The organism is Ruegeria sp. B1, from assembly GCF_056535885.1.
In genome coordinates this window covers 2,276,102-2,301,961 of the sequence record NZ_JBQFJA010000001.1, presented here as the reverse complement: position 1 = coordinate 2,301,961, position 25,860 = coordinate 2,276,102, and the positions used below count along the sequence as shown (strand labels likewise).

The following is a 25,860-nucleotide window of genomic DNA, read 5'->3' as shown; positions in this document are numbered from 1 at the left end:
CTTTAGCGCATCTTGCCGTCAACGGAAAGCGTGCAGATCGCCCTTGGTCGACACAACGTATAACGTCTGTCCTGCCACAACGGGCGCCGTTGTTGCACCGCCAGGAACTTCGGTCTGGTAAACCATTGACCCGTCAACCGGGTTAAAAAACCGCAGGTAGCCATCGTTCGACGCCACAACGAGGCGCCCGCCCGCCAGGATCGGTCCGTAGTGGGCAAAGATCGGGCCCCGCCGACCCGGCTTGTCTTTGACAAAGCCCGGTAGATCCTGCGCCCAGACAATGGACCCGTCCGAGGCGTTCAGACGCACCAACTGACTGCGGTCACTGATCAGAAAGATGCTGTTGCCGCCGGGCCAGACCGTGTCGACCGCGCCTTCGTCGGCCGTCCAACGGCGTTCACCAGACGCGGCATCAAAGGCAACGGTGCGTCCTGAGTGATTGCCGATATAGATTGTATCGCCCACCACCATAGGCCCGCCGGTCACATCGACGATCTGCGCAGCCGCCCGGCCCCGCCGTCCGCCAGCGACCGAAGCGTTCCAACGCCGAATGCCGCCACGGCGGAACGTGGCGGCAATGTCCCCCGATCCGAACGCAAAAACCGCCAGATCCGAGGTCAACACGGGCGCGGGTGCGCCCAGAACATTGCCAACGCTGGGCGTACCATCGATCTGCCAGGCGATACGCCCGTCCTTGGTGTCAACGGTCCATCCGGTTTCGTCACCGGCAACCAGATACAGCAGCCCGTCACTGACCAAGGGCGCTCCGCTGCCGGTGGCGTTCAAACGTTTTTGCCAGCGGATCGCGCCTGTCGTTGCATCCAGAGCCGTCAAGCGCCCAAATCCGGATGACACATAAAGTACGCCGTTCGAATAGGCCATTCCGCCACCCGTGGCATCCGAATCGCCATCGCGCGCGGGGATGAGATTCGTGTCCCAGACCACCTGACCCTGAGGCGATACCGCCGATACAGTTGCGCCCGAGTCCAGAGTGTAGATCAAACCGCCTGCGACAACGGGCTCGGCCGTGATCCTTTGCTTGCGCGTGTCACCGTTGCCAATCGATGTCGACCAAACCCGTTGAGGCGCAGCGCGCAACGCGGCATTTGTTGTGCGGAACGCCGCCGTTCCGGGGCTTTGCGGCCAGCTTGCATTTACGTTTTGACCCGGCAGGCTGATCGGCTGCGACCCGCGGGTTTCAACAGTCTCGGTATCCGTTGCGGGACGAATATCCTCGCGCGCACCCGGCAGTATGTTCTCACGCTCCTGACAGGCCGCCAATGTCATCAGGGCAATTGCCACAACAGGCAATCCCCAGCGGGAAACCAGATTTGTTACCATGTTATTCCGAACTCGCCTGTCATTTTGTTGTCCCGCCGCTGATCAGCCCTGCTGTGCCACCAGCGGTTCTGGCTCACCACCCAATGCCACGATCAACTGTGCCGCGCGTTGCTGCAGATCGATACCAACCTCGGCATCCTGCCGCAGCGCCTGCAGACGGGTCAACGCGGCATCGATGTTACCCTCAGACACGTCAATCAGTGCCAATTGCTCTTCTGCCAGCAAACGCAACGGTGCGCCGGGAACGGCCAGAGCCTCAAACTGCTGGCGCCGGTCCGCAGCGGGCAAGGTCCCGCTTTGCAGCAGCAGCGCCTTGAAACTTGCAATCGCGCGGTAAATTTCAGGCAGGTCGCCCTGAACGGCCACTGTGTTCAGGCTGTTGACGGCCTCGGGCACGGACCCGGCGTCGACCTGCGAGGCCGACAGCAGCATGTTCAAGACGGCGTCGCCCCCCACTGACTCGGCCTGCACACCCCCAAGGCTGTCCGCGCGCGCCGTGGATTCATTTTCTGCCAGCGCCGCCAGAATCGCGTCACCCAGATCCTGGGCCTGAGAGGTGTCGCGCGCCTTGCGGAATTCGTTGAACGCCGCACCACCAACAATCAGGACAACTGCCAAAACACCAACCCAGCCCCAACGACGCAAAAGCAGGTACAGCCGGTCGCGGCGCACCTCTTCTGTAACCTCATCAATGAAACTGTCAGTGTCGCTCATCCCTACCCCCGGGCGGTCTATTCTAGTAATGTGCGCCATGTCATACCCCGGCGTCCCGGCCAAGCCAAGGGTCGGATTTTGCACATTTACACCTGTTCAGTCCGCACTTGCGAAAAAAAATAAACCGAACTATTCAGTTCAGTGTAGAAATGAGACATGCCAAACCCCATTTTTAGGCATGCACGCCATCAGGTTTTTGGCGTGGGATTCTGGGAGAATAACTGTATGCGTTTGATTTCATTCATCAACGCCCTCTTGGTGATTGTCGCATTGTATTTTCTTGTGTTTGAACGCGACGCGCTGTTTGCATTTGCGGGACGCGGTGATGCGGACACCACGGCGAGTGCGGAAGGTGAAACAACCGATGTCACAACAGTCAGCGAAACCGCCGTTGGCGTCGTTGCGATACGATCCCAGGCGCGTGAAATCGACAGCGCTGTCCTGTTGCGCGGTCAGACCCAGGCCAACAGACAGGTTGAAGTCCTGGCGGAAACAATCTCGACTGTGGTCTCGGAACCCAAACGCCGGGGGGCTTTTGTCGAAGCCGGTGATCTTCTGTGCGAGCTTGATCCGGGCACACGGCCCGCCAGCCTGGCCGAGGCCATGGCCGGTAAGCTGGAGGCGGAAAGCCGCATTCCCGAGGCCGAAGCCCGGCTGGAAGAGGCACACGCGCTGGTCGCCGAGGCCGAGATTAACCTAACAGCAGCGCGCAAGCTGTCGGAAACCGGGTTCGGGTCGGAAACCCGCCGCATTTCCAGCGAAGCCGCAATGAGCACGGCAGGTGCGGGTGTAAAGTCCGCCGAAGCCGGCCTTGAGGCAACGCGCGCAGGAATTGAAGCCGCTGCGGCAGAGGTCAAGGCCGCAGAGCGCGAGATCGAACGGCTGACGATCGAGGCCCCGTTCGAAGGTCTGCTTGAGAGTGACACGGCGGAACTGGGCAGCCTGATGCAACCCGGGTCCCTGTGCGCCACGGTAATTCAACTGGATCCAATCAAGCTGGTGGGGTTTGTTCCCGAGACCGAAGTGAACCGTGTGCTCGTTGGGTCCCAGGCGTCGGCGCAACTGGTCACCGGCCTGCAGGTCGAAGGCCGGGTCACCTTCCTGAGCCGGTCGGCGGATGAAACCACGCGCACTTTTGAAGTCGAGATCACCGTTCCAAACCCAGATCTGGCCATTCGTGATGGTCAAACCGCAACCATTCGGATTGCGGCAGAAGGTGCTAAGGCGCACCTTCTGCCTCAGTCTGCCCTGACACTGAACAACGAAGGGCAACTGGGCGTGCGCACTGTGGGTGCCGGGAATATCGTTGATTTCATGCCGATTCGGGTCCTCAGAGACACGGCAGAAGGGGTCTGGATCGGCGGCCTGCCTGAAACCGTTGATATCATCTTGGTCGGGCAGGAATTTGTGACACGCGGCGTCACTGTCGCCCCAACCTATCGGGAACCATCAGAATGATCGGTGTCGTAAGCTGGGCCGCTGGCCGAGCCCGGATGGTTCTGGCCTTTATCGCGATCTCGCTGGTTGTCGGCGGGTATGCCTATGTCGGGCTGCCCAAAGAGGGCGAGCCGGATATCGACATCCCAATGCTGTTTGTGTCCGTGCAGTTTCCCGGCATTTCCGCGGAAGACTCGGAAAACCTTCTGGTCAAGCCGATGGAGACCGAGTTGGCCGATCTCGACGGGCTGGACAACATGGGGGCGACCGCAGCCGAGGGTTACGCTGGCATCCTTCTGGAATTCGAGTTCGGCTGGGATAAATCGGCCACCATCGCAGATGTGCGCGATGCCATGAACACGGCCCAAGGTGATTTCCCCGACGGCGCCGAGCAATACAGTATTACAGAGGTTAACTTCTCAGAGTTCCCCATCGTTATCGTCAACCTGACCGGCGCTGTGCCAGAACGCACCATGGCCCGCGTGGCCAAAGACCTTCAGGACGATCTGGAGGCGCTTGATTCTGTGCTGGAGGCTGGGATCGCGGGCAATCGGGACGAGTTGCTTGAGGTCATCATCGACCCCCTGCGGCTTGAGGCGTACAATGTCACCGCCGCCGAATTGATCAGTGTCGTCCAGAACAACAACCAGTTGATTGCAGCCGGCGAGGTCGAGACCGCCCAGGGGACGTTCTCGGTCAAGATACCATCTTCGTTCAAAACCGCTCAGGATGTCTATGGTCTGCCGATTAAGGTAAATGGCGACCGCGTCGTCACGTTGGGGGAACTGGCCGAAATCAACTACACATTTGAGGATCGCGAAGGCACCGCCCGGTTCGATGGCGAACCGACGGTGGCCCTGCAGGTGGTCAAACGCAAAGGATACAACCTGATCGACACGGTTGAGCAGGTCAAGGCCACCATCGCCCACGCCCAGACCAAGTGGCCGCCCGAGTTGCTGGCCGCCGTGGATGTTGGCACGTCCAACGACCAGAGCCGGATCGTCGGTTCGATGGTCAGTCAGTTGGAAGGATCGGTTCTGACCGCTATTGCTTTGGTCATGATCGTGGTTCTGGCCTCGCTGGGGTCTCGTGCGGCTCTGTTGGTGGGATTTGCGATTCCAACCTCATTCCTGCTGTGTTTCGCTTTTTTGGCGGTTATGGGCGTCAGCATCTCCAATATCGTGATGTTCGGTCTGATCCTTGCGGTGGGCATCCTGGTCGACGGTGCCATTGTGGTTGTGGAATACGCTGACAAACGCATCAAAGACGGCGTCGGGCCCATGCACGCCTATGTCGAGGCGGCGCAGCGGATGTTCTGGCCGATCGTGTCATCCACTGCAACAACGCTTTGTGCTTTCCTTCCGATGCTCTTCTGGCCGGGCATTCCCGGCGAATTCATGGGAATGCTGCCAGTCACGCTGATTTTTGTTCTGTCTGCGTCGCTGATTGTCGCGTTGATTTATCTGCCCGTCATGGGGGGTGTTTCCGGGCGGTTGAGCCGCGTGTTCGACCGGTCGTCGAACTGGTTGCGCGCGCGGACACCTTGGTGGCTTAGGGCAGCTCTGGTGGCACCGTCATTTTACCTCGTGTTCCTAGGGGCGATGCAGGTCCTGAACCCGAGTTACCTGTTGCCCGAAGGGTCCGCTGGTGGAGCGGTCTTTGGCGCTATTTTGGTGATTGCAGGTGCGTTTGCCGGGTCGGTCACTCTGGGTGCCGCAAAGATCGAGCGTGCGCCCGACACTCGGGTCCACACCGCCAAAGAACACACGCCTTTTGGGTATGTCATTAAGTTTCTAGTCGGCAATCCAATCATGCCCGTTGTGGCAATTGTTGTTGTTGGACTTGCTGTCTTTTCCGTGATGGCCGCCTACGGAAGCAACAATCGCGGCGTGGAATTCTTTGTCGAAAGCGAGCCGGAACAGGCCACGGCATATGTTCGGGCACGTGGTAACCTGTCCTTGGAAGAAAAAGACGCCATGGTCTATGCCGCCGAGCAGGTGATCTCGGCCCATCCGGCGGTCATTAATGTCTTTTCTTTTGCCGGACAGGGCGGTTTGAACCAGAATAACGGCGGTGCGGAAGCACCCGCTGACACCGTGGGTCGCGTGCAATTTGAGATTATCCCCTGGGAAGATCGTCCAAACGTCTCGGAACCCATCCTGGGCGGCCTGTTCGATCGCCATTACGTCGCGCCTGAATATGACGGCGACTACGTTCTGGAAGAATTGACGGCCCAACTGGCTGACCTGCCGGGATTTGTCGTTGAGATCCTGGCGCTGGAGCAAGGTCCGGCCTCGGCCAAACCGGTACATCTGCGCATCAAAGGCGACGGTTGGGATGATCTGACGTCAGCGACGGTCCTGGCCCGAGAAGCGTTTGACAACACCCCCGGCCTGATCAAGACCGAAGACACATTGCCGCTGCCGGGTATCGACTGGCAGATCGACGTGGACGTTGCCAAGGCGGGCCGCTTTGGCGCGGATGTGGCAACCGTTGGCGCAATGGTGCAACTGGTGACGCGCGGCATCCTGCTGGGCGAGATGCGGCCCGACACGACGGATGAAGAGATCGAGATCCGCGTTCGCCTGCCTGAGGCGGATCGCGTTCTGTCCACGCTGGACACGCTGAAGGTGCGCACCTCGGACGGGCTGGTACCGCTGTCCAACTTTGTCACGCGGCAGCCGGTTGCGAAACTGGCCGAGATCAACCGCGTCAATCAGGAGCGGTATTATGATGTCAAGGCGGATGTCGAACCCGGTCTGAGCAAGGTGGTGGTTGACGGACCCGATGGAACCGAGCAGCGGCTTGCCATCGTCCGGGAACTGGAAGAAGGGGCCCAGGTCGACGGTGCGACCCTGACGAACCCGCCAGGAAAGCAGTTCGAACTTGTGCAACTGACCGGGGCGGGCAGCACGGAGAGCCTGCGGTCCAGCCTGCAAAGCGGTGATGCCCGGGTGACGTTGATAAACCCGAACGAGCGTATTGCCGTTCTGACCGAATGGCTGGCAACAGAACCGTTCGCCAAATCGATCAGTTGGGAATGGACTGGCGATCAGGAGGATCAGGAAGAGTCTGGCGCCTTCCTTGTGAACGCCTTTGCGGGCGCTTTGGGATTGATGTTCGTGATCCTGCTGGCGCAGTTCAACTCGTTCTACAACTCGGTCCTGGTCCTGCTCGCCGTGGTTTTGTCCACGACCGGCGTGTTGATCGGGATGATGGTGATGCAGCAACCGTTTTCGATCATTATGACCGGCACTGGCATTGTTGCTCTGGCGGGAATCGTGGTGAACAACAACATTGTTCTGATCGACACCTATCAGGAATACAGCCGGTACATGCCGCGGATCGATGCCATCGTCAAAACGGCCGAGGCACGCATACGTCCGGTCTTGCTGACCACGCTGACTACAATGGCCGGTCTGACACCGATGATGTTTGGCCTGACGCTGGATTTCATCAATGGCGGTTATTCCATCAACAGCCCGACGGCCCTGTGGTGGAAGCAGCTGGCAACCGCAGTTGTCTTTGGGCTTGGGATCGCCACAGTTCTGACTTTGATCCTGACCCCATCGCTCCTGGCGCTGCGCGTCTGGGTCTCGACCTACGCGATATGGCTGGGCCAGGTTCTGGCGCGGGTCACCGCAGGCCGCTCCAGCCGAATTGCGCAGGACATGGCCATCGGCAGAGCGGCGCGGGACATGCAATCGACCGAGATCGTATGGGGCGATGATCCGGCCCCGCTGTCTGACACCGACGAGACGTTGGACGATCGACCAGAGCACCCGCCCGGACCACCGCTAAAGGCGGCTGAATAGCCACGGAGTCGGATTTGTCTCCGGACTGTAGACCGTGCCCGGCAGGCCCGCAGGGGTCTTGCCGGGCACATGTTTTAATCCGGTACCTACTTTGCACCGATGCGCACTAAATCTCCGTCAAATGTCGGAAGTGACAGCACGAACTCATCGGTCGGATAACACAGCGCCTGCTCTTCCAACATGCCGATGGCGATCTGTTCGCCCATGCGGAGGCTGTCATAGTAGTCCGAAAAGTAGTGCACGCCAGCCATGTTACGCCCGATAGAAATATTTGCGGCAAGTTTGTTCAATTCGCCTTCCAGCGTCAGCGGGCACTTTGCAATATATTTTCGCAATAGATCGGGTTTGTGATCGTCCGATTTGGCCTTGTCAGATTTTTTGCCGGGTTTCTTCGCGCTCTTCTCTGGCGGCAAATAGAAACAGGCCTCTTTGATCTTGTGGTAAAAGCCGATCTTGCCGTGTTCACAGGACGTATCGTCGCCATTTGCACCCAAAACGGTCCCGGTATCAAAAAAGGCCTTTACGATTGTGGTACAGGCACCCGCAACCGTGGCATGCCCGGCGCCGTAAGTCGGATGCATGGGCGAGCCTTCCGCAAATGCCATCGGCAACAGCGCTGTGGACTGGCCAACCGCTGCGTTGTTAAACGTCCGAATCGCCCGAATGGTTTTTCCAATCTCCCCACACATCTTACCAAACGAATTGCAGAGAACAGGATAGGTACTGTCGAGTTCGGTTGCTTTCTCCATCCGCGCCGCCAGCGCCTCGGGTCTTAGACGCAGATGATTGTTGAATTTCTGATACCGAACGGCCTTCAGGGCGCGTGTCGCCACCTCGGTCACCAGTGTCAGGATGTGGGGACCGCCATATAGCGCAAAGCCACCTGCATTTTGCCCTGTGGCGTCACTTGACAGCGGATTGAACATATCGCGCATGCCGGACAGTTTGGCAAATCCCGGATCGAAGGGGGTTTTCATACCCAACAGGATCAGCGTGGCGTTCAGATATGCCTGATAGAGTGCATCAAAGTGAACATATGTCGCCAGATCACGCGGCGTGCAGATAAAACGGCGCTTGTCCGTGAACACTTGACCGGGTCCACATTTCTCGTTGTTGTTCCTTCCCAAACCGCATTTGTTTACATCAAGGCCCTGCTGGACCTGATGCCAGTCCTGCCAAACCTGCATGTAATCCACGCCGATGCGCGCCTCGGGCACACGCTGATCGATCTGCTGTGCACCATAGTCGATCAGGCCTTTTGCTGGATCGCCATTTCCGATCAGCATGAACTGAGACAGGTAAGGCCCTTTGTCGACGCCCGGGCTCGAACCTCGAAATGCGGTTTGCAGATCAATCTTGCCACCATTCGATTTCCGAGGCCGCCCTTTGGACCCATCCAGCGGGTACGCCAAGGCGTTGAGCCGACCAAATGAAGTCTTGATCTTGGTGGCATCCACCCCGGTCGCACCTTCTGCAAAATTCGCGAACGGAACATCGCGCAACAGGGCCAGTTCGTAGACTTCCGCCATTTCATATGCCAGCTCATCGCTGCAGAGCTCTGGTGCGGGTGGCATGGTAACCGCCTGCGCGTCAGGGCCCTGCAAATCATATGCGGTACCGGCTGTCGGCGCTTCCCATTTACGGCGACCACATTTTTTGCTGGTGGGCACCGGTACCCGGGATGTGAAAGGTTCGACAAAACCTTCGTCGATCGCGTTACGGAACGCCTCGAAATGGGCACCGTCTGCCACCACACCCAGGCTGTTGTGCTCCAGACCCTTGGTGAAGCTCATTGGATAATGCGCGGACGCATATCTTTGCTCGTCAGGATTTGCACGATGGTCGGGATGATGCCTTTCACGCGCTTTGGTTGCTGCGGATACACGTGCGTCATAAGCGGATTCCGCCCGGGACTTGGTCATAATAAATCTCCAAAAATATACTTTGTCGGACAATTAGTTTCTTAAAATCGACCGCCGAAAAATGAGCGGCCTGCTTGCATTCTACTGGTAAAACTCAATTTGAAGAACCAAAAATGCTCAAACTGACGAAAATGAGCGATCAAAAGCCGAAATAACCTTGAAATACAGCAGAAGTTTTCGCGCAGCTTATCGATTGACACCCTAAGCCGCTTGGCCATCCGAGTGCTGACGGCTCCACAACTGGGCGTAGCGGCCTTTACGCCTCAGCAGTTCGTCATGCCTGCCTTGCTCGATGATTTCGCCGCTTTCCAGAACCACGATCCGATCCGCCTGCGCAATGGTGCTTAGACGGTGCGCGATGGTGATCACGGTTCGACCCTCACCGGCTCGGGCCAATGCATCCTTGATGTCGCGTTCCGTATCCGTATCCAGTGCTGACGTCGCCTCGTCCAGCAAAAGGATCGGAGGGTTTTTGAGCAACGTCCGCGCAATACCGACCCGCTGCTTCTCACCTCCTGAGAGTTTGAGACCGCGTTCGCCCACCTCGGTCTCATAGCCGTCAGGCAGCGAGACTATGAAATCATGGATTTGGGCCGCTTTGGCTGCGGCTTCGACATCCGTCTGCGTGGCCCCGTCACGCCCATAGGCAATGTTGTATCGGATGGTGTCATTGAACAGTACCGTATCCTGTGGGACGACCCCGATGGCCGCATGCAGGCTGTCCTGCGTCACGTCCCGCACGTCCTGCCCATCAATTTTCAACGCGCCGCCGGTTACGTCGTAGAAGCGGAACAAAAGCCGTCCGATCGTGGACTTACCAGACCCCGTGGCGCCGACAATGGCCACCGTCTCGCCTGCCGGAACCGAAAGAGACACGCCTTTGAGGATTTCGCGCTCGGGGTCATAGCCAAAATGGACACTCTCCAGTGTGACTTCGCCGCCCGTCACCTTAAGGGCCTGCGCATTGGGTTTATCAGTCACGTCAGCAGGTTGTTCGAGAAGATCAAACATCTGACCCATATCCACCAGAGACTGCCGGATTTCCCGATAAACGGTCCCGAGAAAATTCAGCGGCACGGTGATTTGGATCATGTAGGCGTTCACCATGACGAAATCACCGACCGTCAGAGATCCGTTCTGCACACCGATTGCGGCCAGAACCATGACACCGATCAGACCACATGTGATCAGGAAGGATTGGCCGAAATTCAGAAACGCCAGCGAATAAGCCGTTTTCAAAGCCGCGCCGGCATAGGCTTTCATAGAGACGTCATAACGGCTCGCCTCGCGCGTTTCCGCATTGAAATACTTCACCGTCTCAAAGTTCAGCAGGCTGTCGATGGCGCGCTGATTGGCCTCGGTATCCTGGTCGTTCATTTCGCGACGCAGTTTCACCCGCCACTCGGTCACCGCAAATGTGAACCAGATGTACAGGGCGATGGTGCCGGCAACCACCACCAGATACCAGACATCAAACAGCCACACGAGGATGACCGCGACCATCAACAGTTCAAGAATCAGAGGGCCGATGGAGAACAGCAGAAAGCGGAGAAGGAACTCGACACCCTTGACGCCACGCTCGATGATGCGGCTTAAACCGCCGGTACGCCGCGTCACGTGGTACCGCAGGGACAGCTGATGGATATGCCGGAACGTTTCCAGCGCCAATGCCCGTAAGGCGCGCTGGCCGACCGGGGCAAAGGCCGCATCCCGCAACTGCTGGAAGCCAACCGTCATCATCCGCGCCACACCATAGGCTACCGTCAGGCCCACAGCCCCCAATGCCAGGGGCGGCACGCCCTCCCCCGCAAGGCTGTCAACAGCGCCCTTGTACAGGATCGGCGTATACACCGCGATGAGCTTGGCCAGCACCAGAACGGCCATGGCGATCACAATGCGGCGTTTCACCCATGGCTCGTCATCCGGCCAAAGATATGGCGCGACCTTGCGAATGGTGCGCCAGCCGGATCGGCGTTCCGCTCTTTCCGTCGTTTCATCGGTGTACATTTGGCGTCCGTCTCATCACGTCCCTTGTCTGCGGTCAGAGATAGACCCCGACCCGCCAAGGGCCAGAGGCGATGATCTACTCGGGGATTGTAAAAATCTGCCCGGGATAGATCAGGTCCGGATCGCGGATCAGGTCGCGGTTGGCCTCGAACAGTTTCACGTACAAGATCCCGTCGCCAAACCTGTCCCGCGAAATAGCCCACAGCGAGTCGCCTTTTTGAACCGTAACCGACCGTATCGGTGGCACCTCATCCGCAGTCTGGTTTTCATCGACAGACTCCGCGGCCTGCAGAACCTCGACGGGTTCTCGCTTGAACGGAGTCTCCAGCCTGCTGATCACGGTTCCATCCGTGTTCACCTCATCCACACGCAGCGTGTAGACACCGGGATCAATCCCCTCCAACTCACCGCGCCAGTTGCCGTCTTCCGCAGGTGTAAGATCTGCGACCAACCGGTTGTCCAGGTATAACCGAATGGCTGAGCCATCTTGCACACGGCCCGTCAGTTGCACATCGCCGGCGTCAGAGTAACCGATAGTGTCCAGCGCAACTTGCTCGGATGCATCCTCTTGCGATGCAGGCGGCTGAACCAATTCAACCCCTTCCTCGCCAGAGCGGAGAACAGCGATCTGCTGATCTTCACCGGCCTCTGCGGTTCCGGTTGCGGTTTCTGTCTCAGCCTGCGACCCGGGTTCAGAGGCATCGCCGGAAAGCGGTTGTTCGGCGGTCTGCTCAGATTCAGTCCCGGCTTCGTCCAGAGTATCGGCCGAAGCAACCTCGTCCTCGGTCGGTTCAGGCAGCGCCGCGATCAGGTAATCGTCCGAACGCGCCGTCTGAACTCCGTCCGAGGTTTCCAGAACCAGCCCCTGCGCGTCTTCGCTAAAGGGGATTGCGACAAATTCAGCGAACTGGCCGCTATCATCCACAGTGAATTGATGAACCGGTTCGCCGTCCAGAAGAACCTGCACCTGGCTGCCCGGTTCCGCATTGCCGGACAGCAAGGCATTTCCATCCGTTTCAACAAAAATCTGGTCCAGCTCCGGAGGCGTGACAGAGGCAGGGGTTTCTGTATCTGCAGCAACCTCCTCCGCGGATGTCGCGCCGGTCTGCTCTGACTCGGCCGCCGACGACGCGCCGGTCGGCTGCGCCCCGTCCTGGGCGGTTTCAGGATCGTCCTGGGCCTGTTGCGCGCCGCCGTCCTCTGCCGATTGCTGGCTCTCTGGCGATGCGACGGATGCGGTTTGTTCTTGCGGCTCCTGATCGTTGGTGAAAACGCCAGACAGGTACACGCCGCCCAACGCAAGAATTGCAACAAGACCGGCAATCATCCCCCAAATGAAATTGCCCGAGCTTTTGTTTCCCGATTCGGCGTTCATTCTTTTCCTTTCTTTCCGCGGTGCCCGCGCGCTGGGGTGCAGGCAGTCCGGCGGACAGTTGAGCCAACCTATCAATCCCGCTATCACGGGTCAAAACTTCTGACACAACCCCGGAGACCCGCTTTGTCCTTCCAGAAATCCATCTGTGTGTATTGCGGGTCACGCAATGGCGCAAATCCGGCATATACTCAAGATGCCCGGCAGCTTGGTGCCTTGTTGGCGCAAGAGGGCTGGCGGCTGGTTTATGGTGCCGGAGATGTGGGGCTGATGGGCGAGGTTGCCCGCGCCTGTCAGGCTGCGGGCGGTGAGACTTTTGGCGTTATTCCTGTGCATCTGGTTCAGCGAGAGGTCGGTAAAACGGATCTGACTCATTTTGTGATTACTGAGACGATGCACGAGCGCAAGAAAGTCATGATCATGAACGCCGACGCGGTTGTCGTTCTGCCGGGTGGGCCGGGATCGCTGGACGAGCTGTTCGAGGCGCTGACCTGGCGCCAACTGGGCCTGCACGACAAACCCATTCTGGTGATGAATGTGGGCGGGTACTGGGATGCCCTGCGCAGCTTGCTGGATCAGGTGATCGATCAAGGCTTTGCAGACAGATCGCTTGCCGATTTTATCACCTGGGTTGATGACGCCGAGACCGCGATAATGGACTTGCGCGGAAAACTGACCTGAGGGGATCGATGGTCGGGCGGCGTGCGCCGCCCGTTTGCGTGTTAGTTTCGACTCAGACAGTGGCCTTCAGGCGGTTGCTGAGAACATGTTCGACCTTGTGCATCGGGTGGTTTGTCAGGGTTTTGTCCACTTCGGCCACAACCTTGGCCAAAACCTCGGTGTGCAAACGTCGGCGCAAAAGGCCCAGAACATGCGGGCTGGCAACCAGAACCAGCCGCTTAAACGCGCCCTTCAATCCTTTGCGATTCAAGAGGTTGGCCAGATCTTGTACGAACAGAGACTTGGCATGCGTTTTCCATGTTGCTTCTTCGATCGCCGATTTCTGATTTGGCCCGTGATCGAACCGACGCCCCGCCCGGTCTGATGGCTTTGAGTTCGGCGTTTCCTGTTCCTCGACTGAAACAACAACCAGATTGGGGGCTTCGGCATCGGTGATGTTCTCCATCAGCAGTGCCTTTTCCCCATCTGCAATGATAACCCATGTTCCCTGTGCAAGTGCGACCATCGTGATCTCCTGTTACGGTTGTCTTGGGTGTCCCTCATCCATCAGACGAGCATATTTTCTTTCATGGCCCAAAGGCCAGGTGCGGCGCCATCGTCATAGTTGATCGGCAGGCCTCTCCTCCCGCATAAGTTAGGTATGGGTTTCTTGGCGCCGTGCAATGGGGGTCTGATCCCAAAACCGACGGATCGGCAGGTTTTCACCGTTTGTCCATCAAGCGGAAAGCTCGACTAATGTGATCTCAGGCGTCACCCCAAAGCGCACCGGAAGGATCGAGCACCCGATTCCGCCCGAAACCACAAGGTCCCGACCGTTTTCGCGTATGTGACCATAGGCATATCGGTTCCCAAAGCGCGATGGCGCGATAGGTGACCAACCGAACAACCGGACCTGTCCTCCGTGGGTGTGACCAGACAGGGTCAGAGCGACACGGTCAGGTATTTGAGGAAAGATATCCGGTTCATGCGCCATCAGGATCACAGGCGCGTCATCGGTGATCTGGTTCAACGTAGCCGGCAGATCGTCCAGCCCCTGAAACCGCCTGCCTCCCAAAGACAGTGCAAGCTGATCTTCAAGCCCCGCCAGCCAGACACCAGCCGCCTCGAGTTTTACGGCGGAATTCGACAAAACCGGGATGCCATTTTGCTCCAATGCGTCCGCATACAGGTTCGGTCCATGGCCCCGCTTCTGCGCAGTCAGATCATCCCACCAGTCATGGTTACCCAGAACCGCAAAGACGCCATATCGGGCCTTCAATTCCGCCAATACCGGGGCTAAATCCGCGATTTTCACCGGGCGCGACACCATCTTATAGCCCGCCGCATAGTCTCCGAGCAAAAAAACCAGATCCGGTGACAGCGCATTGGTCCGGCGCACAATCTGTTGAATGCGCTTCAGCGTGACATGAGGTTCGCCGACATGCAGATCGGCCAAAACCGCGATCCGCAGGGGCGATGCTGTCCAGTCCGACCGCCGCAGACGCCATTTGCGCACGCGAAGTCGCAACGCGGGTTCGATGAAGAAGCCGTATAAGGCAGCAAAAAAGCCTGCCAGCGTCACCGCCAGCAGGCCTTTGATAAACCCGCGCCGGGTCAAAGGATCACATCCGCGAAGCGACGTTTTCCCAGTTCACCAGATTGTCGAGGAAGTTGGTGAGGTAAGCCGGACGCTTGTTACGGAAATCGATGTAGTAAGAATGCTCCCAAACATCACAGCCCAGCAACGCAGTCTGACCAAAACACAGGGGATTCACACCGTTTTCAGTCTTGGTGACGGCAAGCGAGCCGTCGGCGTTTTTGACAAGCCACGCCCAGCCCGACCCGAACTGCCCCGCACCTGCGGCAGAAAACTCCTGTTTGAACTGATCAACCGACCCAAAAGCGGCTTTCAGCGCCTCTTCCAGCTCGCCAGGCATAGCGTTGTCGCCGGGGCCCATCATCTCCCAGAACTGGTTGTGGTTCCACAACTGGCTGATGTTGTTGAAGATGCCGTTTTGTGCGACGGCATTGGCATCATAGGTGCCAGTAATGATGTCTTCCAGCGACTTGCCGTCCCACTCGGTGCCTGCAATCAGCTTGTTGCCGTTGTCGACATAGGCCTTGTGATGCAGGTCGTGGTGATATTCCAGCGTTTCTGCGGACATGCCCTTGGCGGCCAGCGCGTCATGTGCATAAGGAAGATCAGGAAGTTCAAAAGCCATCTCGGCCCCCTGTAAAGTATAAGTTGCGGTTCCCAAGGGTTAAATGCTTTGGCTACCGCCGCAGGTCAAGGGTCCAGACAAGAAAACCCGGAGGCGGCCATGCTGACACAGGCGCACAAGATGTTCTACCGCGCCCGCGGCTATTACGCAGGCAACCTGAATGGCGAGGCTTTTCGTCTGGACCCCTATCATTCGAAATTCTGGCGCAAAGCCTCGGCCGGGGATTGGGAACCTGAAACCTTTTCCGTTCTCGACGAACACCTGTCCTCCGAACGCGATTATCTGGACATCGGCGCCTGGATCGGTCCGACAGTTCTATACGCGGCCCGCAAGGCGCGACACGTTTGGTGTTTTGAGCCGGACCCTACCGCGTTCCGCCATCTGGCATGGAACCTGGATCTGAATGACTTCCGCAATGTCTCGGCCTTTGGGGTGGCATTGTCGGATCAATTCGGCGTGGCCCGCATGGCCTCATTGCGCGGAGAGCCCGGAGATTCCACAAGCTCTCTGTTGCATGACGGCGCGCACGGGACAGATGCGCTTACGATCGGCTGGGATCAGTTCGAGGCAGTCAACGATCTGTCCCATGTCTCGCTGGTTAAGATGGATATCGAGGGAGCAGAGTTTTTTGTGCTGCCGACTCTGTTAGACTGGCTAAAGCGACAGCGCCCGACTTTGTTGCTGTCTCTTCACGCGCCATTGCTCGACGAAGACGTGCGACAGAAACAAACCTCCGATCTGTTTAGACTTTTGAGTTTTTATTCCAGGTTTCAGGATGTTAACGGGCATTCTTTGAGCCGTGACGCGCTGCTCACGCCTCATGCGCTGTCGCAGTACAAAACAGTGTTGCTTTCAAAATAGACTGGCACCTGGGGCGTTCGCAACGTGTCACACCTCCGGGCGCGCACAACCAACTACACGTTCACAATACCGCGGCGCGAAAGTTTCGATCTCCAAACTCTTATACCGGGCTTGTTGATCAGCAGCACATCCGGATGCGCTTGGGTCACAGTCTATTACACTGCGCCCCGCCCGAAGTTGTGTCCCGACATCGCGGCATGGGCCGTTTTGGCGGTGAGCAAATCACAGCTTGTTCACAGGAATCCTGAGGTAAACGGCGCCATCCTCCTCAGCGGGAGGCATCTGGCCACCGCGCATGTTTACCTGCAGTGACGACAGGATCAGTTTGGGCATTGGCAGTTCCGAGTCGCGTTTGGTCCGCAGAAATACGAATTCCTCGGCGCTGCGCCCCTGCCCGACATGTGTGTTCAAGGCTTTTTCGTCTCCGATGGTCGTCTCCCATGCATAGGTTTCGCGACCCGGGGCCTTATAATCATGGCCGACAAAGACGCGTGTCTCGTCCGGAAGAGAGAACAGTTTTTGGATTGAGCGGTACAATATCTCTGCGGATCCGCCGGGAAAGTCTGCCCGCGCTGTTCCGAAATCCGGCATAAAGAGCGTGTCGCCAACAAAAGCCGCATCGCCAATGACATAGGTCACACAGGCAGGTGTGTGACCCGGGGTATGAAGCACGAAGGCCACGATGTTGCCGATCCTGAACGTGTCCCCTTCGAAAAACAATCTGTCGAACTGGCTGCCATCGCGCTGAAACTCTGTCCCGGCATTGAAGACCTTTCCGAACGTGTCCTGAACGATTGTGATCTTCTCGCTGATACCGATCTTGCCACCCAGCTTTCGCTGGAGATATGGCGCGGCGCTTAGATGGTCGGCATGGACGTGGGTCTCGAGAACCCAGTCGACGGTCAGATCGTTACCGCGCACGTGGTCGATAATTTCATCCGCTGATCGGAAACTGGTCCGGCCCGAAGAATAGTCGAAATCCAATACGGAATCGATGATGGCGCAATGCTTGGTCTCTGGGTCGCTGACAACGAATGACGCGGTGCATGTTGTTTCATCAAAGAACGGTGTGACGTCCGGATTCATTGTCATGCTCCAGTTGATTTGTAACCGACATATTGGGCAATATGAACATGTCAATGACCATCCACTAAAATATACTGAATAGTGAATATGTATTAAAAAATTAATGCTTTAAGGCACCCGAAGACATCGAAACCGCTCCATACGTCGATGACAGCAGGGACTGAGGCTGGCTATTCCTGGATCGAACCAACGGCAGGTCCGATCAAATGAAATCGGCCACTCGAAAACCACAAACCGGGTGCGCCCGCTCGACGCGGTGCATATGCCGCACCGGGCAGGTTTGACAAAAAGCGCTATTCAGGATCTCAGCGGCCCGTGCCATCTCCCAGATATGTCCAGCGATAACCGGGCGGCGTCGGCCCCTTGTTGCGGCCGCCTTGTTGCATCTGCTCCCAGGCATGCGCGAGAATACCTACCGAGCGCGACAGGCAGAACAGCCCGCGCGCCAAAGGCGGCGCAAAGCCCAGTTCCGCGAAAATGACGGCCGTGGCGCCATCGATGTTCATAGGGATCGGTTTTCCAGCCCGCCGAGTAAGCTCGGTTTCGATAGACATTCCGATCTGTCGGAAACGACCGTCACACGCCCTGTCGTTCACTGCGTCTTCCACCAACGTCATCAGACGCGGCGCGCGGGGGTCCGTCGGCTTGTGAAACCGATGACCGAAACCGGGCAGGATCTTTCCGTGATCGGCACTCCAGTCTCCGATTGCAGCGTCGACACTGCCCGGGTGCCTCTCGACAAAATGATAGAGCTCTACCGCCTGTTCCCCTGCCCCGCCATGGATGTCGCCCAGCATGTTCACCGCGCTTGCCATCGCATTGTTCAGCGGCAAGCCACAGGTGACGGCCATGCGGGCCGTGGCGATGGACGGAGCTTGCGGACCGTGGTCCACCGCTGCAACCAGTGCGGCCTCAAACAATTTCGCTTGCGCAACAGACGGTCTGTCGCCCCTAACCATAAGCCAGATCATGTCCGCAAAACCGAGCTGTCCGATCAGGTCCTGGATCGGGTATCCGCGCAATTCTATGCGACCGGGTTCCATGTCAATGATTGCTGTTTTCCACCAATCGGCAACATCGTTCATATCACCCCCTCCTGCCTGAGCAGTTCTATCTCATCGCCGCTCAAGCCTAGTTCGGACCAGATCGCCTCATTGTCTGCCCCCAGCTGTGGGGGTGCGGTCTCAGGCATGCGGCGCTGGCCGTCCATGACGACCGGACTGCCGGCAAGCTGCAAGTCCTCGCCTTGAACATGCACCGTTCCGATCAACCCCCGACCCGCAAGCTGGGGGTCCTCCAGCGCCTGGGCAACCGTCAAAACCTGTCCTGTCGGCACACCCAGATCGTTCAATTCACGCACCCAATCGTGTGCGGGGCGTTGTTTTAAGCTGCGCTCCAGTTCCGCGCGCAAAGAGTGCCGGTTTTTCTTGCGCTCCTCGCGCGAGGCGTAGTCAGGATGATCCAACAGGTCCTCCCGCCCCAGATGACGCGCAAGAGCTCGCCATTGCCCGTCGCGATTGGCGGCAATGTTTATGGGGCTGTCGAGCGTTGCAAATGTCCCGGAGGGGGCCGAGGTTGTATTCTCGTTGCCATGCGCCCCGGGCGTAACGCCACCCACTAGGTAATTCGACACGACCCAACCCATGGTCGAAATCACCGCCTCGGACATTGCTATATCCAGAAAAGCACCTCGCGGTTTTGCGTTCAGTGCTGCAGAAATCGCAAATGCCGCCGTAAGCCCGCCCACTGTGTCGGCGAGCGGGTAGCCGACCCGGTATGGCGCCGTGTCAGCCGCGCCTGTGATCGACATGACGCCGCTGATCCCCTGAACGATCTGATCATAAGCAGGGTCGTCGCGGCGCGGCCCGTCCTGACCAAATCCACTGATGGCGCAATAGATCAGGTTTGGGTTCTCCGCCTGCAAAACCTCATAGCCGAGGTCCAAGCGGTCCATGACGCCCGGTCGGAAGTTCTCGACGAGAACGTCCGCTGTCCCAACAAGTTGCTTGAGCAAGGCTTTGCCCTGCGCGGATTTCAGGTCGAGGGTGACGGACTTCTTTCCAGCGTTCTGCGCCAGAAAGCTGATCCCCATACCCGCAGTGTTGCGATCCGCATCAGCACCCAGTTCGCGCGCCAGATCCCCGCCCCCTGGGCGTTCGACTTTGATGACTTCGGCCCCCATCAGTGCCAGTTGATAGCAGCAATAGGGGCCTGCCAGAACGTTGGTCAGGTCAAGGACCCGCAGCCCCGTTAAAGGCTCAGTCGCCATCCGCTATACCGGCCGCGCGGGCCCGGGCACGGCGCGCCCGATAACTCGGCAACAGAATCAATAGAGCGGCAATCACCAGAAGGCCCAAGGTCATCGGACGCTCCCAAATAAAGGCGACACCATCATAGAGCTGCATCGAGCGCGCAAAGTTGTCCTCCATCATGCCGCCGAGGATGAATCCGATCAGCAGCGGCGCCAAGGGATAGTCCGCGAATTTCAGCGCCGTGGCACACACCCCAAAGCCGACCAAAATCAGCAGTTCGGTGGCGTTGTTCTGCCCGATATAGGCCCCCATCAGGGTGAAGAAGAGAATGAAGGGAATCAAGTAGTTGCGCGGTACGGCGAGCACTTTGGCGATGTAAGGGATCAACGGCAGGTTCAGGATCAACAAAACCAGGTTGCCGATAAACATCGACATGATAACCGCCCAGAAAATCTGCGGTTCATCCACCATCAGGCGTGGTCCGGGTGTGACGTTCAGCGCGATCAACGCACCCAGCAAAATAGCCGTTGTCCCGGATCCGGGAATGCCGAGTGTTAACAGCGGCACAAATGAGCCAGTGCAGGCGGCATTATTGGCGGCCTCGGGCGCAGCAAGGCCTTTGATCGACCCTTTTCCAAACTCCTCTTGTTCTGCTTTCGGAGCAATGTTTCGCTCGACCGCATACCCAAGGAAACTGGCAATCGTTGCCCCTGCCCCCGGCAGAACACCGATAAAGAACCCCTGTACGGATTGGCGACCGATGACGGGCGCGATTGCCTTGGCCTCGGCCCCGGTCACGCGCAGATCTTTGATTTCGCCATCATCTCCGTGCAGGTTTTTGGGTTTCAGGACCAGAAACAACGCTTCGGGCAAAGCAAACATCGCCATGGCCAGCGTGATGAAGCCAAAGCCGGACTGCAGGTCCATGATCCCCATGGTAAAGCGCGGCAGGTTGAACAGGGCCCCTTCACCAACGGTGGCCATGATCAACCCCAGAACGGTCATGATGATGGCCTTGGCCACCTGTCCGGTGCCCGCAAATGCCGCAATGGCCGACAGACCAACAACCATCAGCGCAAAATACTCAGCGGAATGGAACAGTAGCGCCACCGACGAAAGCGCGGGCGCAAATACCATCAGGAGCACAGCCCCCAGCGTTCCGCCTGCAAAGCTGGCAATCGCTGCAACCGTCAGCGCCTTACCGGCCTTGCCCTGTCTCGCCAGCGGATAGCCGTCGAAACTTGAGGCGACGGTGCCCGCGACCCCCGGCGCGTTCAACAGGATGGATGAAGTCGATCCGCCAAAGATTGCGCCGTAATACACACCAGCAAGCAGGATCAAAGCGGCCGAGGGATCGCCCATCGAGATGGCAACCGGGATCATGATGGCAATGATCGACATCGGACCCAGACCGGGCAGCATTCCAATGAACGTGCCGATCAGACAACCGGCAACAACCATCAGCAGGTTTTGAATGGAAAAGGCTGTTTGAAGGCCAATCAGAAGTCCTTCGAGCATGTCAGCCTCCTATAAAGCCCGGCAACGGGCGCATGTAGATGCCAAGCACTTCCTGCACGAGATACCAGACAGCCCCCGCTGCGATAAGTGCCACGGGCAACATGATGTGCCACTTGCGCTCGCCCAGAATGAAGGATCCGAGGATCAGGAAAGCCGAAGTAGAAATCAGGAAGCCAACCGGCCGCAGGCAAAGGGCATAGATGACCATCAAAGCCAGCAACATAAGCGCCTGATCCAAATGGTAGTCCCCAAGGCGCCGATAATCGATGTCGGCCTCTTTCGGCTCGCCCTTTTCAAAGCCCAGCAGAATGATCGTCGTTGCGATTATCCCCATGATTGACAGCACTTTGGGAAAGGTGCTTGGCCAAATGGGATTTCTCTGCATGAAGGGGGGAAGGCTGCCATCCATCGTGAACCAAGCCGCATACCCATAGGTCAGACATACACCCAGCAGAACAAGCGCGATCCAGCGATCCAGCGCCATAAGTTCCCCTCCCTTTTCTTAGCTGTAAAAGCAGAGCGGTGAACCGCTCTGCCGTTGGTGAACTTAAAGGAAGCCCAGCTTCTTCATCAGATCGCTGATCTGCTGTTCCTGCTGTTCCAGGAAGGTTTCGAAGTCAGAGCCGGAGTTGTGGATGTTGACCCAACCGTTGCGCGCACGCACTTCTTCCCATTCGGGCGTGTCGTACATCTTGGCAATGGCCTCTTGATACGCAACCAGCTTATCCTCGGGCAGACCGGGCGCACCAAAGAACCCACGCCAGTTCACGAATGTGGTGTCGATGCCCTGTTCCTTCATGGTCATCGCATCCGGGGCCGCAGCCACACGCTCGTCCGCGGTCACGCCGATGATCTTAACCTCGCCCGCATTCGCAAGATCGACCGCTTCTGAAAAGCCTGTCGATAGCGCCGCGATTTCGCCCGACAGCAAGGCTGCCATCGCTTTACCGCCGGCATCGTAGGGGATGTACTTGACACCCAGCGCGTCCTTGCCTGCAGCTTCCATCACCATGGCCGCAACAAGATGGTCCATGCCACCCGGGACCGAGCCGCCGCCGATCGCGGTTGCGCCCGGATCCGCATCGTATGCGGCAAGCAGATCATCCATCGAATTGATCGGGCTGTCTTTGCCCACAACAATCGCCGCGTAGTCTCCGATTGTGCCGGACACCAGGGTCAGGTCGCGAAAGTTATGCGGGAACACACCCGTCAGCGAACGGATCACAATCGGGGTCGAGTTGACCATCAGTGTGCCATGGTTGCTTTCGGCGTTCTCGATCAGAAACCCGATGGCCTTGCCGCCACCGCCGCCCGACATGTTTTCGTAGGACGCGGTGCCCACGAGACCGGCGTTGGTTAGTGCCTCACCGGTTCCACGGGCGGTTCCATCCCAGCCGCCGCCTGCGCCGCCAGGGATAAGGAAGTGGATGCTGTCCACGACCTGATGCCCGTCAGCCGCCGCCGGACCGGCAAGGCCAAATGCGGCCACAGCTGCGATTAGGGCCCTGCGGCCCAGTGTGAATGTCGTCATGATTTCCTCCCATTTGACAACCGGCCGCTTGACGGCTCAGATTGCAGGGAAAGAAAACACACCAACCTGACATAAACCTGTCATGTGCGAAAATACTGCCAAAACCTCATGAAATTCCTGCTGGTCGAAGACAATCTGGAGCTTGCAAATGCAATCGGTTCTCGCATGCGGTTGGATGGGCATGTTGTTGATCATGCAGCAAAATTGGAAGACGCGACCGCCTTTGTCGAACTCGACGAATACGATCTGATCCTGTTGGATATCATGCTGCCCGACGGGGACGGGCGTGAGTTCCTCAAACGTCACCGGGCAAGCGATCTGGATACGCCGGTGATTGTCCTGACCGCGCGCAGCCAGGTATCGGATCGAATCGGATCGCTGGATCTTGGCGCTGATGACTATGTCACCAAACCATTCGACCACGCAGAGCTCGAGGCCCGCTGTCGCGCGGTGATGCGTCGAAAATCCGGGATCACAAAGACCAGGATCGAAATTGGTGGCATCGTCTTTGACCCGGTTGCGGGTCACCTTAGCGTGGGTGATGACGTTGTCTCGCTGCGAAACCGTGAACTGCGATTGCTGGAGTTGTTCATAAACGCCCCGGGCCATGTGTTTTCAAAACAAAAACTGGCGGACAGATTGTTCTCGCTCGACGATGATGTCTCGGACAATGCGATCGAAGTCTATGTGGGTCGTTTACGGAAGCATCTTGAAAAATCGGACCTGAAGATCACGACATTGCGGGGGCTGGGATACAGGTTGGATCATGTCAGCTAGTCCAACCGTGTCCGGTTCACTGCGAAACCGCCTGGTTTTCACTCTGATCGGCGGGGCTGCTATTCTGGCGCTGTTGCTCTTCTTCGCCGTCCGCAACTACGCCGCCCAAGTGGCGCAGCAAGGTCAGGACAATATTCTGGGTGCCTCGGCCAGCTCGATTCTGGATGCCGCGGCGCTGAGGGACGGCGAACTGGAAGTCGACATTCCATACAACGCGTTTTCAATGCTCAGCACGCCATCGGATGACCGGGTGTATTATGCTATTTTTCAGGATGGCGAGTTCCTGTCCGGGTATGATGATCTGTCGCCAGCAACAGGCCCGGCGAACGGCAGGTGGACGTTTCAATCCGGTGAGGTTCGCGGCGAAAACGTCCGGCAAGTGAGCGCCAGTCGAACGCTTGTCGGATTGACCAAACATACGGAGATCGAAGTTGCGCTGGGACAGACCCAGGACTCCCTGTCCGAAACGCTGGATCAGATTTCACGCAATGCGGCCTTGTTGGGCTTGGGGTTCTTCGCTCTAGCCGCTGCCCTGTCCTATTGGGCGACCTCGTCTACAATCGGGCAGCTCAACAAGCTAACAACATCCGTGACCCGTCGCGGCCCCCAAGACCTCAGCCCATTCCGCAAGCCTGTACCTCGGGAAATGGCGCCTCTGGTGACGTCTTTGAACTCTTTGATGGGTCGGTTGGATCAATCTCTGAGCCAGTCAGAGGATTTTATTGCCGAGGCGGCGCATAGGGTTCGCACCCCTTTGGCAACGGTCAGGTCTTATGCGGATGCAACGCTTCACCGGGTGGAAAAGGAGGAAAACCGCGAAGCGTTGCGATCCATGGTACGGGCGATAGATGAAAGCTCGCGCGCCGCCGGTCAGCTGCTCGATCATGCCATGATCACCTTCCGGGCCGATCATCTGGAACGTGAGGAGGTCGATCTGGTGGTCTTGGTGCGCGACCTTGTGCAACGTCTGACCCCCATTGCTGAAATGAAGGATCTTTCGTTGTCGTTGATTGGTGATTCTACGGTGCCGTATTCCGGCGATCCCATTCTTATCCAAAACGCAGTTCGGAACATGATCGACAACGCGCTCAAATACGCGCCTGCGGATAGCACCGTTGTCATCGATGTCACCGCAACCCCGCGCGTACAGATCTCCGTCAGGGATGAAGGCCCCGGTTTTCCGCCGGACGAGATCGAAACGCTGACGCGGCGTTTCGAGCGGGGGCAGAATGCGACCGGAACCATTGGGTCGGGTCTGGGGCTGACCATCGCGCAGGATGTGGCGGTTGCGCATGGCGGTGCGCTGGTGCTGTCAAACCAATCAAAGGGCGGCGCATGCGTTACACTCTCGCTTTGATTTTATGTCTCTTACCGCTATTGGCGGTCGCGCAGGATTGGGAAGATCAACAGGTTTTCAACGAGGGCGCAGGTGGTGCGCATCTGCGCATTGTTTCCAGCACCGACACGGCGTTGTTTGCGCCCTTGATCGAGAGTTTCGTGGCCTTGAACCCATGGATTTCCGTGGACTATCTAGTGACCAGTACAACAGAAATAGACCGGCGCGTTCGGCAAACGCCCGAGGCGTTCGACATTGCCATCTCCAGCGCGATGGACTTGCAGCTGAAACTGGCCAATGACGGGTACGGCCTAATGATCGAGGGGATCTCGAGTCCGCCATGGGCGCAGTGGCATCAGAGCCTTTTTGCGTTCACCTCGGAACCGGCAGCCATCGTTGTGAATCGCACGGCTTTCGGGACTGAACCAATCCCGCAAACCCGGCAGGACCTGATCGAAACCCTCCGGACGCGCCCCGAGACCTTTCGAGGCAGGGTCGGCACGTATGACGTGCGCCAATCGGGCTTGGGCTATCTGTTTGCGACCCAGGATGCGCGCGCATCTGAAACCTACTGGCGTTTAATGGAGGTGATGGGCGGGTTGGATGTCCGCCTGTATTGCTGTTCAAGCGACATGATCGAGGACCTGGCCGATGGCACGATAGCGGTGGCTTACAACGTGCTGGGCAGCTACGCGGCAGCACGTGCGGACGGGACGGGCGCGCTCGATATCATCCTGCCATCGGATTTCACCACCACTATGATGCGGACCGCGATGATCCTTCAGGGAACGCCGGAGCCCAAAGCTGCTGAAGCCTTTGTCCGGCACTTGGTCACCAACAGCGCCGGGCTATCTGATGAGGTCGCCCTGCTTCCATTGTTGCAGTCTGACGACACAGCCGACGAACGCGCGGTAATCGCGCTCGATCCGGCCCTGCTGACGTTTCTGGACAGCCTAAAGCGGCGAAAATTCCTGTCCGAGTGGGAAGATGCGGTGATCCAACGTTAGAG

At 58.0% G+C, this 25,860-nt stretch carries 21 protein-coding genes; 7 read left to right on the top strand and 14 right to left on the bottom strand.

What is annotated here, in order from left to right:
- Positions 1-18: 18 nt before the first annotated feature.
- Together ACR3ES_RS11350 and ACR3ES_RS11345 are read right to left on the bottom strand one after the other, a co-directional pair.
- On the bottom strand, positions 19-1,341 hold the full coding sequence (locus ACR3ES_RS11350; protein ID WP_170432939.1) for a PQQ-like beta-propeller repeat protein: 1,323 nt from the start codon (positions 1,339-1,341) through the stop codon (positions 19-21).
- 42 nt (positions 1,342-1,383) lie between these two features.
- On the bottom strand, positions 1,384-2,055 hold the full coding sequence (locus tag ACR3ES_RS11345; protein ID WP_170432941.1) for a hypothetical protein: 672 nt from the start codon (positions 2,053-2,055) through the stop codon (positions 1,384-1,386).
- A 225-nt stretch (positions 2,056-2,280) separates the two neighbouring features.
- Here ACR3ES_RS11345 and ACR3ES_RS11340 point away from each other — a divergent pair, with 225 nt between their 5' ends.
- Together ACR3ES_RS11340 and ACR3ES_RS11335 are read left to right on the top strand one after the other, a co-directional pair.
- Positions 2,281-3,513 carry an efflux RND transporter periplasmic adaptor subunit gene (locus ACR3ES_RS11340; RefSeq protein ID WP_170432944.1) on the top strand — a complete coding sequence of 411 codons (1,233 nt, stop codon included), beginning with the start codon at positions 2,281-2,283 and terminating at the stop codon, positions 3,511-3,513.
- Complete coding sequence (locus ACR3ES_RS11335; RefSeq protein WP_170432947.1) at positions 3,510-7,307, top strand: efflux RND transporter permease subunit; 3,798 nt, start codon at positions 3,510-3,512, stop codon at positions 7,305-7,307. The genes ACR3ES_RS11340 and ACR3ES_RS11335 overlap by 4 nt, the downstream gene beginning before the upstream one ends.
- A gap of 86 nt (positions 7,308-7,393) precedes the next feature.
- Here the strand turns inward: ACR3ES_RS11335 and ACR3ES_RS11330 are convergent, their stop codons facing one another.
- From ACR3ES_RS11330 to ACR3ES_RS11320, 3 genes are all read right to left on the bottom strand, one after another.
- The gene (locus ACR3ES_RS11330) at positions 7,394-9,229 is read right to left on the bottom strand and encodes a vanadium-dependent haloperoxidase (protein WP_170432950.1); all 1,836 of its coding nucleotides are present in this window, start codon (positions 9,227-9,229) and stop codon (positions 7,394-7,396) included.
- A 201-nt stretch (positions 9,230-9,430) separates the two neighbouring features.
- Positions 9,431-11,236 carry an ABCB family ABC transporter ATP-binding protein/permease gene (locus ACR3ES_RS11325; protein WP_170432953.1) on the bottom strand — a complete coding sequence of 602 codons (1,806 nt, stop codon included), beginning with the start codon at positions 11,234-11,236 and terminating at the stop codon, positions 9,431-9,433.
- Positions 11,237-11,312: 76 nt separating this feature from the next.
- A complete protein-coding gene (locus ACR3ES_RS11320) occupies positions 11,313-12,611 on the bottom strand; it encodes a LysM peptidoglycan-binding domain-containing protein (RefSeq protein WP_170432955.1) in 1,299 nt (432 codons plus the stop codon).
- Between the two features lie 123 nt (positions 12,612-12,734).
- Between ACR3ES_RS11320 and ACR3ES_RS11315 the strand changes: the two genes are divergently transcribed.
- Complete coding sequence (locus ACR3ES_RS11315) at positions 12,735-13,289, top strand: TIGR00730 family Rossman fold protein (protein ID WP_170432957.1); 555 nt, start codon at positions 12,735-12,737, stop codon at positions 13,287-13,289.
- A 52-nt stretch (positions 13,290-13,341) separates the two neighbouring features.
- Here the strand turns inward: ACR3ES_RS11315 and ACR3ES_RS11310 are convergent, their stop codons facing one another.
- The 3 genes from ACR3ES_RS11310 to ACR3ES_RS11300 form a co-directional block, all read right to left on the bottom strand.
- A complete protein-coding gene (locus ACR3ES_RS11310) occupies positions 13,342-13,794 on the bottom strand; it encodes a host attachment family protein (RefSeq protein ID WP_170432960.1) in 453 nt (150 codons plus the stop codon).
- A 210-nt stretch (positions 13,795-14,004) separates the two neighbouring features.
- The gene (locus tag ACR3ES_RS11305) at positions 14,005-14,886 is read right to left on the bottom strand and encodes a metallophosphoesterase (RefSeq protein ID WP_170432962.1); all 882 of its coding nucleotides are present in this window, start codon (positions 14,884-14,886) and stop codon (positions 14,005-14,007) included.
- A 4-nt stretch (positions 14,887-14,890) separates the two neighbouring features.
- Entirely contained in the window at positions 14,891-15,490 is a 600-nt protein-coding gene (locus tag ACR3ES_RS11300) for a superoxide dismutase (protein WP_170432964.1), read from the bottom strand.
- Between the two features lie 99 nt (positions 15,491-15,589).
- Between ACR3ES_RS11300 and ACR3ES_RS11295 the strand changes: the two genes are divergently transcribed.
- On the top strand, positions 15,590-16,351 hold the full coding sequence (locus ACR3ES_RS11295) for an FkbM family methyltransferase (protein ID WP_170432966.1): 762 nt from the start codon (positions 15,590-15,592) through the stop codon (positions 16,349-16,351).
- A gap of 222 nt (positions 16,352-16,573) precedes the next feature.
- Here the strand turns inward: ACR3ES_RS11295 and ACR3ES_RS11290 are convergent, their stop codons facing one another.
- From ACR3ES_RS11290 to ACR3ES_RS11265, 6 genes are all read right to left on the bottom strand, one after another.
- Positions 16,574-17,437, bottom strand: coding sequence for an MBL fold metallo-hydrolase (locus ACR3ES_RS11290; RefSeq protein WP_170432968.1), 864 nt, complete (start codon positions 17,435-17,437; stop codon positions 16,574-16,576).
- Between the two features lie 305 nt (positions 17,438-17,742).
- Positions 17,743-18,522, bottom strand: coding sequence for a citryl-CoA lyase (locus tag ACR3ES_RS11285; RefSeq protein ID WP_170432970.1), 780 nt, complete (start codon positions 18,520-18,522; stop codon positions 17,743-17,745).
- On the bottom strand, positions 18,519-19,706 hold the full coding sequence (locus tag ACR3ES_RS11280; protein ID WP_170432972.1) for a CoA transferase: 1,188 nt from the start codon (positions 19,704-19,706) through the stop codon (positions 18,519-18,521). The genes ACR3ES_RS11285 and ACR3ES_RS11280 overlap by 4 nt, the downstream gene beginning before the upstream one ends.
- Positions 19,696-21,207: a tripartite tricarboxylate transporter permease gene (locus ACR3ES_RS11275; RefSeq protein ID WP_170432975.1), complete on the bottom strand. Its 1,512-nt coding sequence runs from the start codon at positions 21,205-21,207 to the stop codon at positions 19,696-19,698. Before ACR3ES_RS11275 ends, ACR3ES_RS11280 begins: the two co-directional genes overlap by 11 nt.
- A 1-nt stretch (position 21,208) precedes the next feature.
- Positions 21,209-21,691 carry a tripartite tricarboxylate transporter TctB family protein gene (locus tag ACR3ES_RS11270; RefSeq protein ID WP_170432978.1) on the bottom strand — a complete coding sequence of 161 codons (483 nt, stop codon included), beginning with the start codon at positions 21,689-21,691 and terminating at the stop codon, positions 21,209-21,211.
- Positions 21,692-21,754: 63 nt separating this feature from the next.
- A complete protein-coding gene (locus ACR3ES_RS11265; protein WP_170432982.1) occupies positions 21,755-22,738 on the bottom strand; it encodes a tripartite tricarboxylate transporter substrate-binding protein in 984 nt (327 codons plus the stop codon).
- A 108-nt stretch (positions 22,739-22,846) separates the two neighbouring features.
- Here ACR3ES_RS11265 and ACR3ES_RS11260 point away from each other — a divergent pair, with 108 nt between their 5' ends.
- From ACR3ES_RS11260 to ACR3ES_RS11250, 3 genes are read left to right on the top strand one after another with little or no spacing between them, the layout of a single operon-like run.
- Positions 22,847-23,515 carry a response regulator transcription factor gene (locus tag ACR3ES_RS11260; RefSeq protein ID WP_170432985.1) on the top strand — a complete coding sequence of 223 codons (669 nt, stop codon included), beginning with the start codon at positions 22,847-22,849 and terminating at the stop codon, positions 23,513-23,515.
- Positions 23,505-24,872, top strand: coding sequence for a sensor histidine kinase (locus ACR3ES_RS11255; RefSeq protein ID WP_170432988.1), 1,368 nt, complete (start codon positions 23,505-23,507; stop codon positions 24,870-24,872). Before ACR3ES_RS11260 ends, ACR3ES_RS11255 begins: the two co-directional genes overlap by 11 nt.
- Positions 24,851-25,858 carry an ABC transporter substrate-binding protein gene (locus tag ACR3ES_RS11250; RefSeq protein ID WP_170432993.1) on the top strand — a complete coding sequence of 336 codons (1,008 nt, stop codon included), beginning with the start codon at positions 24,851-24,853 and terminating at the stop codon, positions 25,856-25,858. Before ACR3ES_RS11255 ends, ACR3ES_RS11250 begins: the two co-directional genes overlap by 22 nt.
- Positions 25,859-25,860 lie beyond the last annotated feature (2 nt).